This window comes from Burkholderia anthina (assembly GCF_001547525.1).
Classification (GTDB): Bacteria; Pseudomonadota; Gammaproteobacteria; order Burkholderiales; family Burkholderiaceae; genus Burkholderia; species Burkholderia semiarida.
On the sequence record NZ_LNJP01000004.1, the window covers coordinates 432,559 to 448,547 of the forward strand.

Below are 15,989 nucleotides of genomic sequence, written 5' to 3' on the forward strand. Positions count from 1 at the left end.
CCGTGCGGAAATCTACTCTCACCTTCCTCCTGGCCGGCTGCCTTGCGTTGCCCGGCCTCGCACGCGCGGCCGATTCGGCCGATCCGGCGCAGGTCAAGCGCGGCGAATACCTCGCGGTCGCCGGCGACTGCATGGCCTGCCACACCGCGAAAGGCGGCAAGCCGTTCGCGGGCGGCCTCGGCATGCCGGTGCCGATGCTCGGCAAGATCTATACGAGCAACATCACGCCCGATCCCGACACGGGCATCGGCAACTGGACGTTCGACGATTTCGAGCGCGCGGTGCGTCACGGCGTGTCGAAGAACGGCGACAACCTGTATCCGGCGATGCCGTACGTGTCGTACGCGAAGATCAACGACGACGACGTGCGGGCGCTGTACGCGTACTTCATGCACGGCGTCGAGCCGGTCAAGCAGGCGCCGCCGAAGAACGAGATCCCCGCGCTGCTGAGCATGCGCTGGCCGCTGAAGATCTGGAACTGGCTGTTCCTGAAGGACGGCGTGTACCAGCCGAAGCCCGAGCAGAGCGCCGAGTGGAACCGCGGCGCGTATCTCGTGCAGGGCCTCGCGCACTGCAGCACGTGCCACACGCCGCGCGGCATCGCGATGCAGGAGAAGTCGCTCGACGAAACGGGCGGCAGCTTCCTGTCGGGCTCGGTGCTCGCGGGCTGGGACGGCTACAACATCACGTCCGACCCGAACGCGGGGATCGGCGGCTGGACGCAGCAGCAGCTCGTCCAGTACCTGCGCACCGGCAGCGTGCCGGGCCTCGCGCAGGCAGCCGGCCCGATGGCGGAGGCGATCGAGCACAGCTTCTCGAAGATGACCGAAGCCGACATCGGCGCGATCTCGACGTACATCCGTACGGTGCCGGCCGTGGCCAGCGGCGACGCGAAGCAGTCGCGCTCGTCGTGGGGCAAGCCGGCCGAGGACGGCCTGAAGCTGCGCGGCGTCGCGCTCGCGTCGTTGGGTATCGATCCGGCGCGGCTGTATCTCGGCAACTGCGCGACCTGTCACCAGATGCAGGGCAAGGGCACGCCGGACGGTTACTACCCGCCGCTGTTCCACAACTCGACGGTCGGCGCGTCGAATCCGACCAACCTCGTGCAGGTGATCCTGAACGGCGTGCAGCGCAAGGCCGGTAGCGAGGACGTCGGGATGCCGGCGTTCCGCCACGAGCTGTCGGATGCGCAGATCGCCGCGCTGACGAACTACCTGACCGGGCAGTTCGGCAATCCGGCCGCGAAGGTGACCGAGCAGGACGTCGCGAAGCTGCGCTGACGCGGCGCGCGACGAAGCAGGGCGACAACATAAAAGAGGAGGAGCACAGCACATCGGGCGGGCCCCGATGCCGGTTGTTGCAGAGCGGGGCGGGCGGCGCGGATGGCCGCCCGCCCCGGTTCACAGGCAATCCGGTGCGTGCGGTTGCGCGCGCATCGTTTTCGTTGATCACACCATGACACCGAATCAACCGTTTCTCGCGTCCCAGCGCGATGTGCTGCTGCTGCTGTCCCGCATTCTGCTCGTGATCCTGTTCGTGATGTTCGGCTGGAAGAAGATTATCGACTTCTCCGGTACGATCGCGTTCATGGGTAGCGAGGGCGCGCCGGCGCCGATCATCTCGGCGGCGATCTCCGTCGTGATGGAGCTGTTCGTCGGGATCGCGATCCTCGTCGGTTTCCAGACGCGCGCGCTCGCGCTGCTGCTTGCGCTGTATACGATCGGCACCGGCATCATCGGCCATCACTACTGGACGATGACGGGCGGCGAGCAGATCAACAACATGATTCACTTCTACAAGAACATCGCGATCTCGGGCGGCTTGCTCGCGCTCTGCGCGGCCGGCCCCGGACGTTTTTCGATCGATCGCGGCTAAGCAGACCCGAGGCGCGTGCATGGGGCGCGCGTCGGACGGTCGAGACTTCGAGGGGGCATCATTTTGCGACTCAAATACCTTGCATGGCTGCTTGCGGCCGCCACGCCGGCGGTTGCGTTTGCACAGACGAGCGTCACGCTGTACGGCCGGATCGACGGCGGCGTCGAATACCTGAACCACATCGCGAAGCCGAACGGCGGCAGCGGCACGCGCTGGAGCGCGGAAAGCGGCGACTGGGGCACCAGCATGTTCGGGCTGAAGGGCGTCGAGGATCTCGGCGGCGGGCTGTCGACGGTCTTCAACCTGGAAACCGCGTTCCAGGTGATGAACGGCCAGACGGGCGGCGGGCGCATGTGGTCGCGGCGTGCATACGTCGGGCTGAAGAGCGACACGTGGGGCCAGTTGCAGGCCGGCCGCAACCTGTTCATCGACAGCGACGGCGTGTGGGAATTCGATCCGTTCGTCCAGCAGGCGTTTTCGTCGGCGTCGCTCGTGCGTGGCCGCAACTGGCCGCAAAGCAGCAACAACATCGAATATCACAGCCCGGTGATCGGCGGCTTCGACGTGCAGGCGCAATACGCGTTCGGCAACCAGTCGCGCGGGTTCAACTACGGTGCGGCCGACGATTTCGGCCGCTCGGACGGGATCATGATCTCGTACCACTCGCCGGTGCTCGACGTGCGCGGCATCTACGACGAACTGCGCGACAACAACGGCAAGTTCAGCAACATCTTCACCGCGTCGCGCGAGTACTTCGTCGGGGCGAACGTGAAGGTGTCGAAGTTCAAGATCCAGGGGGCGTATACGCACTACCAGGCGCCGGACAGCCCGGCGGGGGTGGCCGATCGTGCCGATCATTACTGGCTCGGTGCGACGTATACGGCGACGCCGCAATGGGCGGTGACGGGCGGCGGGTACTACGTGAAGGTGGGCGACGGCGGCGGCGATGCGTCGCACGATCCGTCGGGTCACGCGATCATGTACGTGCTCGGCACCACGTACAACTTGTCGAAACGCACGTTCCTGTATGGGACGGTCGCGTATGTGCGGAATGGCGGGAATTCGAACTTTTCGCTGATTGCGTCGCCGCGCGATGCGACGTCAGGGACGAGTCCGATGACGGGCGAGTCGCAGACGGGGGCGTATGTGGGGATGATGCATACGTTCTGAGTGAGGTGGTTCGTGTAGGGGAAAAGGCATGGGCGATGAAGGTCCGTGCCTTTTTGCGTTTACGGCGTTGCCGGATCATTATGACGTGCACATCAGCGCCGGCGCGCAGATCAAGGTGCGCCGGGCCTGCCGCAGGCCGTTATATGGCTGCCGTGCATCGCCCATTCATCTTTTCGCCGCGAGTCTTATAGCTGGCGTTACGCATCGTGCTACCGATAACGTGCGTTGATCAGCCGATTGATGTTGGCCAGCACGCGTTCGCCGTCATACGGACGATCGGGGCCGTGGAACAACCCGACCTGCATGTCGATCACGAGCAGCGCGCGTTTCGGGGAAGGGGCTTCGGACATGGCGTTTCTCCTGAGTGGCCGATGCAGACGGAGAAACGATGAGACCCCGTCCGGAACCGGCGGGGCCTGTGGGAATCGGTGACGCTACGATCTTGCGCGCACTCGCCGCACGGGCCCGCCGAAGGCGGTCGTGCGCGTGGTCGTCGAAAGGGTGATCGTGGCGTTGTGCATTGGTCGATGATGCCCGATGGGCGCGCGCAAGGTCAATGACGCTTCGCGTGCCGCGCACCGGCCATCGCTCAATCCAGCGCCTTCCCGGCCTTCTCGTCCATACAGCGAATCGCAAGCAGCGTCAGCACGCCACACCCGATCGCATACCACGCAGGCGCATTCGGATTGCCGGTCGCCGCGATCAGCCACGTCACGAAGAACTGCGCGAAGCCGCCGAAGATCGCGACGCCCACGCTATACACGAGCGCACCGCCGGTCGCCCGCACCGCTCGCGGAAACAACTCGCCGAGCATCGCCCCCGTCGCACCAATGTTGATCGCATGCACGATCGACAGCGCGGCGATGATCGACAGCAGCGACGCGGCGCCCGGCCAGCGATTCAGTGCGATGAACGCGGGGTAGACCGCGGCCATCAGCACGATGCGCGTCCACCAGACGATCCGGTTGCGCCCGTACACGTCGGACAGATGGCCGCCGATCGGTGTCACGAGCATCAGGATCGCACCGGCGACGCAGCCTGCCGTCATCGACAGCCACGTCGGCAGGTGCAGCACCTGCACGCCGTAGATCGCCATGTAGAACACGATGATGTAGTGGATCGACGTGCCGCCGATCGTCACGCCGAGGCCTGCGAACACGGCCTTGCCGTGATGACGCAGCACGTCGGCGAGCGGTAGCGACGCGACTTTTTCCCCGGATGCATGTGCGGCAGCAGCAGGCGCGGCCGCAGGCACTTCCTCGACGGTCTTGCGCAGCCAGTAGCCGAGCGGCACGAACAGCGTGCCGATGATGAACGGCACGCGCCAGCCCCAGCTTTCGAGTTGCGCGGCCGTCAGCGTCGACGTCAGCGCGACGCCGGTGAGCGCGCCCGCGAGCGCGGCGAGCCCCTGGCTCGAGAACTGAAACGACGCATAGAAACCGCGCCGATGCTGCGGCGCCTGTTCGAGCAGCAACGTCGTCGACGCACCGACTTCGCCGCCCGACGCGAAGCCCTGCAGCAACCGGGCGAGCACGAGCAGCAGCGGCGCGGCGATGCCGATCTGCGCGAAGGTCGGCGCGACCGCGATCGTCGCGGTGCCGAGCGCCATCAGCAGCAGCGTGAGGATCATCGCCTTCTTGCGGCCGGCGCGGTCCGCATACATGCCGATCACGAGCCCGCCGAGCGGACGCGTGACGAAGCCGACACCGAAGCTCGCGACCGCGAGCATCAGTTGCCCGAACGACGAATGCACCGGAAAGAACAGCTTGCCGATCAGGATCGCGAAGAAGCTGTAGACGGTGAAGTCGTAGAACTCGAGCGCGTTGCCGACGGCGGCGGCCGCGATCAGCCGGCGTTTTCTCGCGGCGGCGCGGGCATCGACCGGCGTGCCGGCGAACGGAAGGGCGGACGTTTCCATGGGGTTCCCCCGGTTAGCGCGAAACTGCGTGGTGAAGGGCGTTCAGGCCGCGAGCCAGGCTTCGGCGACGCGAACCCAGTAACTCGCGCCGATCGCGAGGATGTCGTCGTTGAAGTCGTAGCCGGGGTTGTGCACCATGCAGCCGCCCTTGCTGCCGATTCCGTTGCCGATGAACGCGTAGCAGCCGGGGCGCGCCTCGAGCATGAACGCGAAGTCCTCGCTGCCCATCAGCGGCGCCGCTTCGGTTTCGACGCGCTCCGCGCCGAGCATCTGTTGCGCGATGCCGGCCGCGAACGCGGTCGGTTCCGCGTGATTGACGAGCACCGGGTAGCCGTAGTCATAGTCGATTTCCGCGGTGACGCCGAAGCTTTCCGCCTGGCCTCTCGCAAGCGCTTCGATGCGGCGCGCGAGCAGGGCGCGCACGTCCGCGTTCAGCGCGCGCACCGACAGTTTCATCACGACGGTTTCCGGAATGATGTTGAACGTCTCGCCGGCCTGCACGCTGCCGACGGTGATCACGGCCGCATGCTGCGCATCGACCTCGCGCGCGACGATCGTCTGCAGCGCGACCATGATGCTGCCGGCGGCGGACATCGGATCGCGCGCGAAATGCGGCATCGCGCCGTGGCCGCCGACGCCGCGCAGCGTGATCGTCACGCGGTCGGCCGACGCCATCGCGGCGCCGGTGCGGAACGCCATGTCACCGGCCGCGCGGCCCGGCATGTTGTGGATCGCGAAAATCGCGTCGCACGGGAAGCGGTCGAACAGGCCGTCGTCCATCATCGCCTTCGCGCCGCCGAAGTTTTCCTCGGCCGGCTGGAAGATCAGGTTCAGCGTGCCGGAGAACTGGCGCGTGGCCGCGAGGTGGCGCGCCGCGCACAGCAGCATCGCGGTATGGCCGTCATGGCCGCATGCATGCATCTTGTTCGCATGGCGGCTGGCGTAGGGCAGGCCCGTGGTTTCCGCGAGCGGCAGCGCGTCCATGTCGGCGCGCAGGCCGACCGTGCGCGTGCCTTGCCCTTCGCGCAGCACGCCGACCACGCCCGTCTTGCCGATGCCGCGATGTACGTCGTAGCCCCAGCCACTGAGCAGCTCGGCGACGAGCTCGCTCGTGAGCGTCTCTTCGAATGCGAGTTCGGGATGGGCGTGGATGCGGCGACGTACTTCGACGAGCTCGGGGGCAATCGCGGCGATGCCGGGGATGACGGGGTTCACGGCTTGCAGCATGGTGTCTCCTGTGGGGCCGGTGGGGCGTTTGACGCGCATATGACGACCAAGCATATAAATTTCTTTTGCGTACCAGAAGCTGCTAAATTGCTTTGGTGCACACCGTCGGTTGCCGCTCGGGAATACCCTGAGCCGGCGCGCCGCGCGATGCACCGGGTTTCCACCGATCATGCGTTGCCGCCATGAAATACCATCAGTTGAAAGCGTTCGTCACCGCCGCCGAGGAAGGGAGCATTCGCGCGGCCGCGCGGCGCCTGAACGTGTCGCCGGCCGCGCTGACGAAGGCGGTCAAGGAACTGGAGATCGCGCTCGGCGTATCGCTCGTCGTGCGTACCGCACGCGGCGTGCAGCTCACCGCGTTCGGCCAGCAGTTGCAGGTGCGCGCGCGGCTGATCGTCGCCGAAATGCAGCGCGCCCGCGACGACATCGAGCAGGCGCAGGGGGCGATGACGGGTTCCGTCTCGGCGGCGATCACGCCGGCGGCGGCGGTCACGATCCTGCCCGACGCGTTTCGTGCGTTCCGGCGCCGCTTTCCAGTGGCGCGCGTCAACCTGATCGAAGGGTTTCCCGGTGTCGCGCTGCCGCGCCTGCACGACGGTTCGCTCGATTTTGCGGTGGTGGTCGTCGTGCCCGAACTGCTGGCGGCCGAGTTCGATCATGCGGAGCTTTACGCGAGCCGTTCGCTGATCGTCGCGCGCAAGGGGCATCCGCTCGCGTCGGCCACGTCGCTCGCCGATCTCGTCGAGGCCGACTGGCTGATGAATCCGTCGCCGGAAAGCTCGACGCAGGTGCTGTTCAACTCGTTCGTCGCGTACGGGCTGCCGGTGCCGGCGCGTGTCGTCGAATGCCCGAGCTTCGGTCTCGCGCACAGCCTGATGACGGGCTGCGACCTGATCGCATCGATGCCGGAACAATTGCTGCAAGGCGAATGGGCGCGCGACCAGCTCGCGGTGCTGCCGATTCGCGAGCGCTTGCCGGGCGTATCGGTGCAGGTCGTCACGCGCCGCGACAGCCCGCTGACGCCGGCCGCGGCGATGCTGCTCGATTGCCTGCGCGATTCCGCGCGGCGCAAGGGGCTGCGATGAAAGGGCGCCTTGCACGGAGCGCGTAGTGATCCTGACGATCGTGGGTCCGGCACGCGCTCGCCGCGTACCATTGCGGCGCCCGCCGCGCGAGCCGGTATCATAGCGGCCGGCCCGCCGCTTCGGCCGGCCTTCAAATCCATCGCCATCCGGCATCCAAGCAATCAGAGGCATCACATGACCAGTGCAACCCAATTCGACAACGTATCGGTCGTCAAGCGCGCGAACGTCTATTTCGACGGCAAGTGCGTGTCGCATACCGTGCTCTTCCCGGACGGCACGCGCAAGACGCTCGGCGTGATCCTGCCGTGCGCGCTCAACTTCGGCACGGATGCGCCCGAATTGATGGAAGTGCAGGCCGGCAAGTGCCGCGTGAAACTTGACGGCAGCAGCGAATGGCAGACCTACGGCGCCGGCGAATCGTTCTCGGTGCCGGGCAAGAGCCGCTTCGACATCGAGGTGATCGAGACGCTCGACTACGTGTGCAGCTACCTGTAACGCGCTTTTCGCGCGGCAAAGAAAAAGCCCCGCCGAAGCGGGGCCCGTTGCAAGCGGATGGCGCAAGGCCATCCGGTGCGCCAGCCTTCGTTACAGGCAGGCGCTGATGTCGCCGGCGGCCGCTGCGTCGCCGCGCACGCCGACCCACGTCTTCGCATCCGGCTTCCACGACGGACGAACCATCGCGGCGGCGCCGTTCGGCGGCTGCTGGCCCGGTGCGTACACGTCGGTCGCGAGGCCGTTCGCCAGCACGTTCTGCGAGATCACCTGTTGTTGCGACTTGTCGGCCCAGGTCTTGGCGATGCATGCCGAGACGTCCGGCGCTGCTTTCTGGCTTTGTCCCACGTTCTGCACGGCCGGTTCGGCCGCATGAGCAGAAATTGCCACGGTCAATGCGATGAGCGGTAAGTATTTCACGTTCACGTTATCTCCCTCGAGTCGTGATTGATTGAGTGGGATGCGCAGCAGTGCTGCGTGCAAGTGAGATCGCGTTGGGCACGCACGGTTCCGGTCATTCCGAAACAAGTTGTTAACGCGCTTGCCAAACGGCGGCTCGAATGCTGCGCATGTTGCTGCGGCGCGGCATGCGTCGTGTACGGCTCGACGTCATGCTGGCGCGGTCGGTGCGCTGTCCGGTCGTGGTGTGGTGACGTGACGGCCGCGGCGGGCGGCATGTGCGTGCATGCCGCGCCGCGACTCTTTATCGGATGACGAAGTGGAATGGCTGATGGATGGCCCCGTCGCATGAGCACGATGATGACAAACTTTCGTCGGCGGGATTGTTAACCAACTTTAAACGGGTGAAAGCAACGGAGTGAGGCGATGCGGCGCGCGACGGGCGCGCCGTATCGTGGAGCGGCGTGAGGCGAGGAAGCGATGCGCGCGGCAGAGCGCCGCGCACGCGGGTGATGTCAGCCGGCCTTGCGCGAGCCGACGTCGCGCAGATTGGCCGGGACGACCGGGCGGAAGCGCTCGCGCTTCTGTTCGTCGTCGAAGTGCTGGAGCGCCGGCTTGATCAGGTCGCTGCGCGACACGATGCCCGTGATGCGCAGCGATTGCTCGTCGGCGACCACCGGCAGGCGTTCGAGGCCGAGCATCGCAAGGCGCGACGCGACGACACGGCAGGTTTCGTGCGCGAACGCGACGGCCGGTGCGCGCTCGGCGAACGCGGCCGAGATCGGCGTGTCGGCGCCGGCCTGCGCGCGCTGGGCATCGAGCGTCGCGCGATCGACGAGGCCGAGCAGCCGGCCGTGCTGCACGACCGGGTACGCACGGTGCGTCTGTTTCGCGCCGAAGTATTGCGCTTCGACGGTATCGAGCGTGGCCGCGCCGTCGATCGCGACGAGCCGGTCGGCCGACGTCATCACTTCGCCGATGTCGTGCCGCTCGAGCGGATCGACACCGTATTCGCGATAGATGTGGTAGCCGCGGCGAGCGATCTTTTCCGTCATGATCGAGCGTTTCATCGCGATGGTCGCGAAGCCGTGCGCGACGAGCGTCGCCGCAAGCAGCGGCAGCAGCGCGTTGGTGTCGTGCGTGAGACCGAAGGCGAATACGATCGCGGTGAGCGGGGCGCCGAGCGTCGCACCGAGCGTCGCGGCCATGCACACGAGCGGCCACAGCGCGGGATCGCCACCGGGCAGTAGCGGCGACAGCACGGTGCCGAGACCGGCGCCGAGCATCAGCAGCGGGGCAAGCACGCCGCCCGACGTGCCGGAGCCGAGCGCGATCACCCACATCACGGCCTTCACGATCAGCAGTGCGAGCGCGATCTTCAGCGCGATGTGCTGGTGCAGCAGGTCGCCGATCACGTCGTAGCCGACGCCGAGCGCGCGCGGCTCGAGCCAGCCGCCGACGCCGATCGCGATCGCGCCGATCGCCGGCCACCACATCCAGTGCACGGGCAGCTTCGCGAAGGCGTCTTCGACGCGGTAGAGCGCGGCCGACAAGCCGCACGCGAGCAGGCCCGACAGCACGCCCGCGACGATGCACGACAGCAGCGCGACGGGCGTCGGCGCGGCCGTCGTCAGCGGAAACAGCGGATCGACGCCGAAGAACACCGCGCGGGCGAAACCGGCCACCGCGCACGCGAGCGCGACCGGCAGGAAACTGCGCGGACGCCATTCGAACAGCAGCAATTCGACCGCGAGCAGCACGGCGGCCACCGGCGTGCCGAACACGGCCGTCATGCCGGCGGCCGCACCGGCGACGAGCAGCGTCTTGCGCTCGGCGGCGGTCACGTGCACGCATTGCGCGATCAGCGAGCCGAGCGCGCCGCCCGTCATGATGATCGGGCCTTCGGCGCCGAACGGGCCGCCGCTGCCGATCACGACGCCGGACGACAGCGGCTTGAGGATCGCGACCTTCGGCGACATCCGGCTCTTGCCGAACAGGATCGCCTCGATCGCCTCGGGAATGCCGTGGCCGCGGATCTTTTCCGAACCGAAACGCGCCATCAACCCGACGATCAGCCCGCCGATCACCGGGACCGCGATCACCCATGCGCCGAGCGTGTTGTTCGCGGGCGAACGGTCGGCGAACGACAGTTGCTGGAAGAAGAACAGGTTCGTGAACAGGTGGATCAGGCTCAACAGCACGAACGCGGCAAGCGTGCTGAGCAGGCCGATCCCGGCGGCAAGCAACGCGATCCTGGGCAGGCGTTCGTTGGTCGAGAAATCGCGTTTGTGCGGTGCGTTCATCGGAGTGGCAGGGGTCAGTAATCGATTTGGGGGACCTGGAACGTGCCCTTGAGCGACTTCAGCTCGGCACGATGCATGGCCGCGAGACGGGCGAGCAGCGTTTCGCCGGCCGCTTCGAGGTGGACTTCGACCTGGCGGCGGTCGGCTTCGCTCGGCTTGCGCTTCACGAGTCCGAGCGCTTCGCAGCGCGTCACCAGCGCCACGACGCCGTGGTGGTGCGCCTGCAGGCGTTCCGCGAGTTCGCCGATGGTCGCCCATTCGCGATGCGGATAGCCCTTGATGTGCAGCAGCAGCAGGTATTGCAGCGGCGTCACGCCTTCGCTTTGCGCGGCACGTTCGGAGAAGCGCTCGAAGCGGCGCATCTGGTAGCGGAACTCGGACAGTTGCTGGAAATCGCTTTTCGTCAGTGCGCGTCGGGTATCGTTCATCGGGGGCGGTCGGGCATTCGGTTACGGTGGCGGTAAATATATCATAACGTGATATAAATGGACGAAATCGGGCGGAACGGGCGCGTTTCACGTTTCGCGTTCTGCGGACAGCGACGGTGCGTGCGCTACGCGGCCTCGAGCATTTGGGTCTGCCGATAAAGGCCCGTGACGAGATCCGTCTGCGTGATGATGCCGACGAGCCGGCGCGACGCATCGACGACCGGAATATGGTGGTGGCCCGAATGCGTGAACAGCGGCACGAGCGCCGTGATCGGCATCGTTTCCGGCACCGCCGCGACGTCGCGCGTCATCACGGACGCGACGCTCGCGGGCTGGCCGCCGAACGATCGCGGCAACCGTGCGGACAGGCGTTGCCACAGCGGGGTCGAACGGCGCAACGGGCGCGTGAGGTCGGCGCGCGTGACGATGCCGGTCAGGCGGCCTTCGCCGTCGACCACGGGCAGCGCCTTCACGCGGTGGCGGTCGAGCAGTGCGAGCGCGGCCGTGATCGACGTGGACGGCGCGACCTCGATCGCGTTCTTCGTCATCAGGTCGGCGCACTTGAACTGGCCGAACGTGCGCGCATAAGCCTGCATTTCGGTTTCGCGCAGCAGCGTTTCGAGATCGTCCGGATCGACGTCGAGCCATTCGCCGCGGCGCTTGAGCACCGCGTCGAGGTCGCCGCGCGTGAAGCCGCCGCGCGTCGGCGTGGCGCCGCCGGCCTGCGGTTTCGCTTCGGCGCGCACGCCGCCGTGCGGGTAGCGGTGCCCGGTCAGCGCGTGATAGACGAGCGCGGCCGACAGCAGGATCGCCGACTGCAGCGCGATCGGCTGAAGGACGAAGCCGAAGCCGAGCGCATGGATTGCGGGGCCGCCCACCACGGCCGTGAGCGCGACGGCGCCCGACGGCGGGTGCACGCAGCGCAGCGCGAACATCCCGCCGATCGCGCAGGCGATCGCGACCGCGGCGGCCGTGATCGGATCGGCGATCCATTGCGCGCACGCGACGCCGACCGTCGCCGCGACGAGATTGCCGCCGATGATCGACCACGGCTGCGCGAGCGGGCTCGCCGGCACCGCGAACAGCAGTACGGCTGACGCGCCCATCGGCGCGACGAGCAGCGGCACGAGGCCCGGCACGCCGGGCAATAGCCGCATCGTGACGCCGACCGTCGCAATGCCCACGAGCGCGCCGGTGCACGAGCGCAGGCGCTCGCGCCAGCCGAGTGCCATCGGATGGGGAATGAAGCTGTGCAGCCATTGCCGCAACGTGCGGCGCGACGGGGAGGAGCCTGGCGACATGGAGGTAAGCGGTAAAAACGGCAACGTGGAAGCGCGGCGACAAGCGCGGAATTATATCGCGTTGTGATACAAATTGTCGCGCCGCATCAGGCGCGTTGGCCGCGCGTGATGCACGAATCTTGCAAAAACCTTTCATCGGATGGGAGGTTGTGCCCGCGTAACCGCGCAAATTTGTCCGCAGCGGCGTACAATTCGGCGCACTCGATTCCCCCGTCATGCCAGAACCCTGTCCTCGATGCCCGCTCTCCCGCCTTCTCCCCGGCACGGCGCTCGATTCGACGTGGCTCTTCGCGCCCGCGTTCCGTTACCCACCTGACGCGAGCGCCGCCGACGTCTCCCCACTGACTCTCCCCAAGCCAATTCAATGGACATGCTCGAAAACATGCGTCTGTTCGTGCGCGTTGTCGAAGCCGGCAGTTTTACCGCGGTCGCGAAGGAAATCGACGCGACCACCGCCCAGGTGTCGCGCGCGGTCTCGAATCTCGAAGCCCACGTACAGACGCGCCTGCTGCATCGCACGACCCGCCATCTCGGCCTGACCGAAAGCGGCGAGCGCTATTTCGAGCGCGCGAAATCGATCCTCGCGGAGCTCGACTACGCGAACGCGGAGGCGCGCAACGCGCTGCTGCGGCCGAGCGGCAAGATGCGCATTCATGCGATGACGGGGCTCGGGAAGAGTCATGTCGTGTCGTCGATCGTCCGGTACCAGGAGGACAACCCCGACGTGTCGGTCGAGCTGACGCTGGCGCAGCGGATGCCGAATCTGGTCGAGGAGGGCTACGACGTGTCGATCGTGACGGCGTCGCAGTTGCCCGATTCGGGTTATGTCGCGCAGATCTGCGGCACGAGCTGCAGCGTGCTCGTCGCATCGCGCGAATACCTCGCGCGGCACGGCACGCCGCAGACGCCCGACGACCTGCCGAACCACGTGTGCCTGCGCCTCGACACGCCCGCGTCGCCGGCCAGCGAATGGCGCCTGGAGCGCGGCGACGGCGAGGAAACCGTCTACGAGTTGCAGCCGGCGCCGTTCCAGGTCAACGTGCCGGACGCGCTGTGCGTCGCGGTGCGTGCCGGGCGGGGGATCGCGTGCGTGGCACTGTATACGGTGCTCGACGATATCCGCGAAGGGCGCCTGATCCGCGTGCTGCCGGCGTACCGGCTGCAGACGGTGAGCGTCTATGCCGTCTATGCGACGCGCCGCTATCTCGACGCGAAGATCCGGACCTTCCTCGATCACCTGCGTACGACGCTCACGCCCGCGCTGGAGAACGATCTGCGCGAACTCGACCGGTTGACGACGGAGCACATGCCGGGCGGCCGCCTGCGCACGTGACCGCGCCGGTGTGCCGCCGCGGCATTCATGCGGCTGGCGCGATGCGGATCCGCTCGAAGCGGCCCGCGAGCCACCCGTACGCGGCCATGCCGATCAGCCCGTGCGCGGCGACGAACCACAGCGCACCGGCGAACGAACCCGTGCTGGCGACGAAGTAGCCGATCACGAGCGGCGTGACGATCCCGGCGATGTTGCCGAGGCCGTTGAAGACGCCGCCGCTCAGCCCGACCATGCCTTCCGGCGCCGTGTCGGCGAGCACGGCCCATCCGACCGCCGCGAGCCCCTTGCCGAAGAACGCGACCGTCATCAGCGCGATCACGGCCGCGTTCGACGATGCGCCGTTCGCGAGCACGAGCAGCGTCGCCATCGCCATCCCCGCGACGAACGGCGTCTTGCGTGCCTTCGACGGATGCATGCCGCGCCGGATCAGCCAGTCCGACAGCACGCCGCCGAGCACGCCGCCCGTGAAGCCGCAGATCGCCGGCAGCGCGGCGACCCAGCCGGCTTCCATGATCGTCATTCCGCGCCCCTTGATCAGGTAGATCGGGAACCACGTAATGAAGAAGTAGGTGAGCGCCGTGATGCTGTACTGGCCGATGTAGATCGCCCACAGGTTCGGTGGCGGAACAGTTGCGACACGTCGTGCCACGACGCGCGCGGCCGCTCGCGCATACGGTTCGCCTCGAGATCGACGAGCGCGCCGTGGGCGCGCAGGTAGTCGCGCTCCGCGTCCGTCATGCGCGGGTGGCCGTGCGGCTCGCGATACCACGCGAACCACAGCGCGGCGAGCGCGATGCCGAGCAGCCCCATCCACAGGAACACGTGTTCCCAGCCGAGCGCATGGGTGAGCCATGCCATCGCCGGTGTGAACAGCACGACGGCCATGTATTGCGCGGAATTGAACAAGGCCGACGCGGTGCCGCGTTCGGCCGTCGGGAACCAGCATGCGACGATCCGCGAATTGGCCGGAAACGCCGGCGATTCGACGAGCCCGAGCATGAAGCGCATGACGAACAGCGCCAGCGTCGCGGCCGCGCCGTGCACGGCGAACGCGCCGACCGTGCCCTGCAGCATCGTGAATACCGACCACAGCAACAGGCTCAGGCCGTACACGCGCCTTGCTCCGAAGCGGTCGAGCAGCCAGCCGCCCGGAATCTGGCCGATCGCATAGGCCCAGGCGAACGCCGAAAAGACGACGCCGAGCTGCACGGGCGTGAGCCCGAGGTCGTGGGCGACGCCGGTGCCGGCGATCGACATCGTCGCGCGGTCCGCGTAGTTGACGACGGTAACCGCGAAAATCAGCGCGAGGACCGCATAACGGACGCGGCCGATCGTGCGCGATGCGGCGGGCGAGGCGGCGACGGCGGCGCCGCTGGATCGATTGGACATGCGTGTCTCCTGGCCTCCGTCGTGCGGAGGCATCCGTGTCGTAATGGAAGGGGCGGCGCCGCGCTCAGTGCGTGACGCTGGTCGGCGGGCGCTGGCCCGCGAAGCACGCGGCGAGGTTCGCGAGCACGATGCGGCCCATTGCCTCGCGCGTTTCATGCGTGGCGCTCGCGCGGTGCGGCTGCACGACGACGCGGTCGAGTTCGAGCAGCGCGGCCGGCACGTGCGGTTCGTTCGCGAACACGTCGAGACCGGCGCCGGCGATCGTGCCGTCGGCCAGCGCGCGCACGAGCGCAGCTTCGTCGACCAGCTTGCCGCGCGCGACGTTGATCAGGAATCCTTTGGGGCCGAGCGCGGCGAGCACGTCGGCCGTCACGAGCACGTTGCCGTGATCGGCCGAGGCCGCGATCACGAGCACGTCGCTGTCATGCGCGAGCGCGGCGAGGTCGGGCACGAAGCGATAGCCGCTGTCGCGATGCTCGCGAGGCCCGAAGTAACTGACGGGCATCCGGAACGCCCGCGCGCGCTGCGCGATCGCGCGTCCGACGCGGCCGAGCCCGACGATGCCGAGCCGCTTGCCCGTGACCTGCGTCGCGAGCGGCTGGGCCGTTTTGCCCCAGCGGCCGGCGCGCACGATCCGCTCGCCGGCGCCGAGGTCGCGCAGGGTCATCAGGATCAGCCCCAGCGCCATGTCGGCGACGTCGTCGGTCAGCACGTCGGGCGTCGTCGTCACGTGGATGCCGCGCGCCCGGGCACGATCGAGATCGACCGCGTCGGTGCCGATGCCGTTGATCGCGACGATCTCGAGCGCGCCGAGCCGCTCCATCAGCGCGGCGGACAGGCCGTTCGCGCCGCCCGTCACGACGCCGCGAATACGCGGTGCCACGCGATCGAGCAGTGCTTCCGGTTGCTCGGCCGCATACAGCCGGTGCACGGTGTAGCGGGCGGCGAGTTCGGCGTCGATCGCGTCGGGGAGCGGCTGGGTCAGCAGGATGTCGATGGTCATGAAGGTCTCGGTCGTCGTGCGCGGCGCGGGCCGCGCATCAGGTGGAACCGAGTATAGAAATCGCAT

At 67.5% G+C, this 15,989-nt stretch carries 13 protein-coding genes and 2 pseudogenes; 6 read left to right on the top strand and 9 right to left on the bottom strand.

The window, feature by feature from the left end:
- Nucleotides 1–2: 2 nt before the first annotated feature.
- From WS64_RS31090 to WS64_RS31100, 3 genes are all read left to right on the top strand, one after another.
- The gene (locus WS64_RS31090) at nucleotides 3–1,280 is read left to right on the top strand and encodes a cytochrome c (protein ID WP_060968838.1); all 1,278 of its coding nucleotides are present in this window, start codon (nucleotides 3–5) and stop codon (nucleotides 1,278–1,280) included.
- 175 nt (nucleotides 1,281–1,455) lie between these two features.
- On the top strand, nucleotides 1,456–1,875 hold the full coding sequence (locus tag WS64_RS31095; RefSeq protein WP_011547564.1) for a DoxX family protein: 420 nt from the start codon (nucleotides 1,456–1,458) through the stop codon (nucleotides 1,873–1,875).
- A 63-nt stretch (nucleotides 1,876–1,938) separates the two neighbouring features.
- A complete protein-coding gene (locus WS64_RS31100; RefSeq protein WP_059639570.1) occupies nucleotides 1,939–3,045 on the top strand; it encodes a porin in 1,107 nt (368 codons plus the stop codon).
- Between the two features lie 224 nt (nucleotides 3,046–3,269).
- Here WS64_RS31100 and WS64_RS34030 read toward each other — a convergent pair.
- The 3 genes and pseudogenes from WS64_RS34030 to WS64_RS31110 form a co-directional block, all read right to left on the bottom strand.
- Nucleotides 3,270–3,395, bottom strand: a pseudogene (locus WS64_RS34030) (cysteine hydrolase); the annotation flags it as partial.
- Between the two features lie 239 nt (nucleotides 3,396–3,634).
- Nucleotides 3,635–4,963, bottom strand: coding sequence for an MFS transporter (locus WS64_RS31105; protein ID WP_060968839.1), 1,329 nt, complete (start codon nucleotides 4,961–4,963; stop codon nucleotides 3,635–3,637).
- 42 nt (nucleotides 4,964–5,005) lie between these two features.
- Nucleotides 5,006–6,190 (bottom strand): M20 aminoacylase family protein, encoded by a 1,185-nt coding sequence (locus WS64_RS31110; protein ID WP_060968840.1) that lies wholly within the window; start codon nucleotides 6,188–6,190, stop codon nucleotides 5,006–5,008.
- 182 nt (nucleotides 6,191–6,372) lie between these two features.
- Between WS64_RS31110 and WS64_RS31115 the strand changes: the two genes are divergently transcribed.
- Together WS64_RS31115 and WS64_RS31120 are read left to right on the top strand one after the other, a co-directional pair.
- A complete protein-coding gene (locus tag WS64_RS31115; protein ID WP_059585018.1) occupies nucleotides 6,373–7,275 on the top strand; it encodes a LysR substrate-binding domain-containing protein in 903 nt (300 codons plus the stop codon).
- A 174-nt stretch (nucleotides 7,276–7,449) separates the two neighbouring features.
- Nucleotides 7,450–7,770 (top strand): pyrimidine/purine nucleoside phosphorylase, encoded by a 321-nt coding sequence (locus tag WS64_RS31120; RefSeq protein WP_040140021.1) that lies wholly within the window; start codon nucleotides 7,450–7,452, stop codon nucleotides 7,768–7,770.
- 90 nt (nucleotides 7,771–7,860) lie between these two features.
- Here WS64_RS31120 and WS64_RS31125 read toward each other — a convergent pair whose 3' ends face one another.
- The 4 genes from WS64_RS31125 to WS64_RS31140 form a co-directional block, all read right to left on the bottom strand.
- Nucleotides 7,861–8,193 (bottom strand): hypothetical protein, encoded by a 333-nt coding sequence (locus WS64_RS31125; RefSeq protein WP_179231799.1) that lies wholly within the window; start codon nucleotides 8,191–8,193, stop codon nucleotides 7,861–7,863.
- A 488-nt stretch (nucleotides 8,194–8,681) separates the two neighbouring features.
- Nucleotides 8,682–10,469, bottom strand: coding sequence for a chloride channel protein (locus WS64_RS31130; RefSeq protein ID WP_060009361.1), 1,788 nt, complete (start codon nucleotides 10,467–10,469; stop codon nucleotides 8,682–8,684).
- A 14-nt stretch (nucleotides 10,470–10,483) separates the two neighbouring features.
- Complete coding sequence (locus tag WS64_RS31135) at nucleotides 10,484–10,897, bottom strand: MarR family winged helix-turn-helix transcriptional regulator (protein ID WP_059585021.1); 414 nt, start codon at nucleotides 10,895–10,897, stop codon at nucleotides 10,484–10,486.
- Between the two features lie 125 nt (nucleotides 10,898–11,022).
- On the bottom strand, nucleotides 11,023–12,198 hold the full coding sequence (locus WS64_RS31140) for an HPP family protein (protein ID WP_060968841.1): 1,176 nt from the start codon (nucleotides 12,196–12,198) through the stop codon (nucleotides 11,023–11,025).
- Nucleotides 12,199–12,562: 364 nt separating this feature from the next.
- Between WS64_RS31140 and WS64_RS31145 the strand changes: the two genes are divergently transcribed.
- The gene (locus tag WS64_RS31145; RefSeq protein ID WP_059639565.1) at nucleotides 12,563–13,531 is read left to right on the top strand and encodes a LysR family transcriptional regulator; all 969 of its coding nucleotides are present in this window, start codon (nucleotides 12,563–12,565) and stop codon (nucleotides 13,529–13,531) included.
- Nucleotides 13,532–13,556: 25 nt separating this feature from the next.
- On the opposite strand, the pseudogene WS64_RS31150 reads toward WS64_RS31145, so the two are convergent.
- Together WS64_RS31150 and WS64_RS31155 are read right to left on the bottom strand one after the other, a co-directional pair.
- Nucleotides 13,557–14,920: pseudogene (locus WS64_RS31150) on the bottom strand (MFS transporter).
- A 64-nt stretch (nucleotides 14,921–14,984) separates the two neighbouring features.
- On the bottom strand, nucleotides 14,985–15,923 hold the full coding sequence (locus WS64_RS31155) for a 2-hydroxyacid dehydrogenase (RefSeq protein ID WP_060968960.1): 939 nt from the start codon (nucleotides 15,921–15,923) through the stop codon (nucleotides 14,985–14,987).
- Nucleotides 15,924–15,989: the final 66 nt, after the last annotated feature.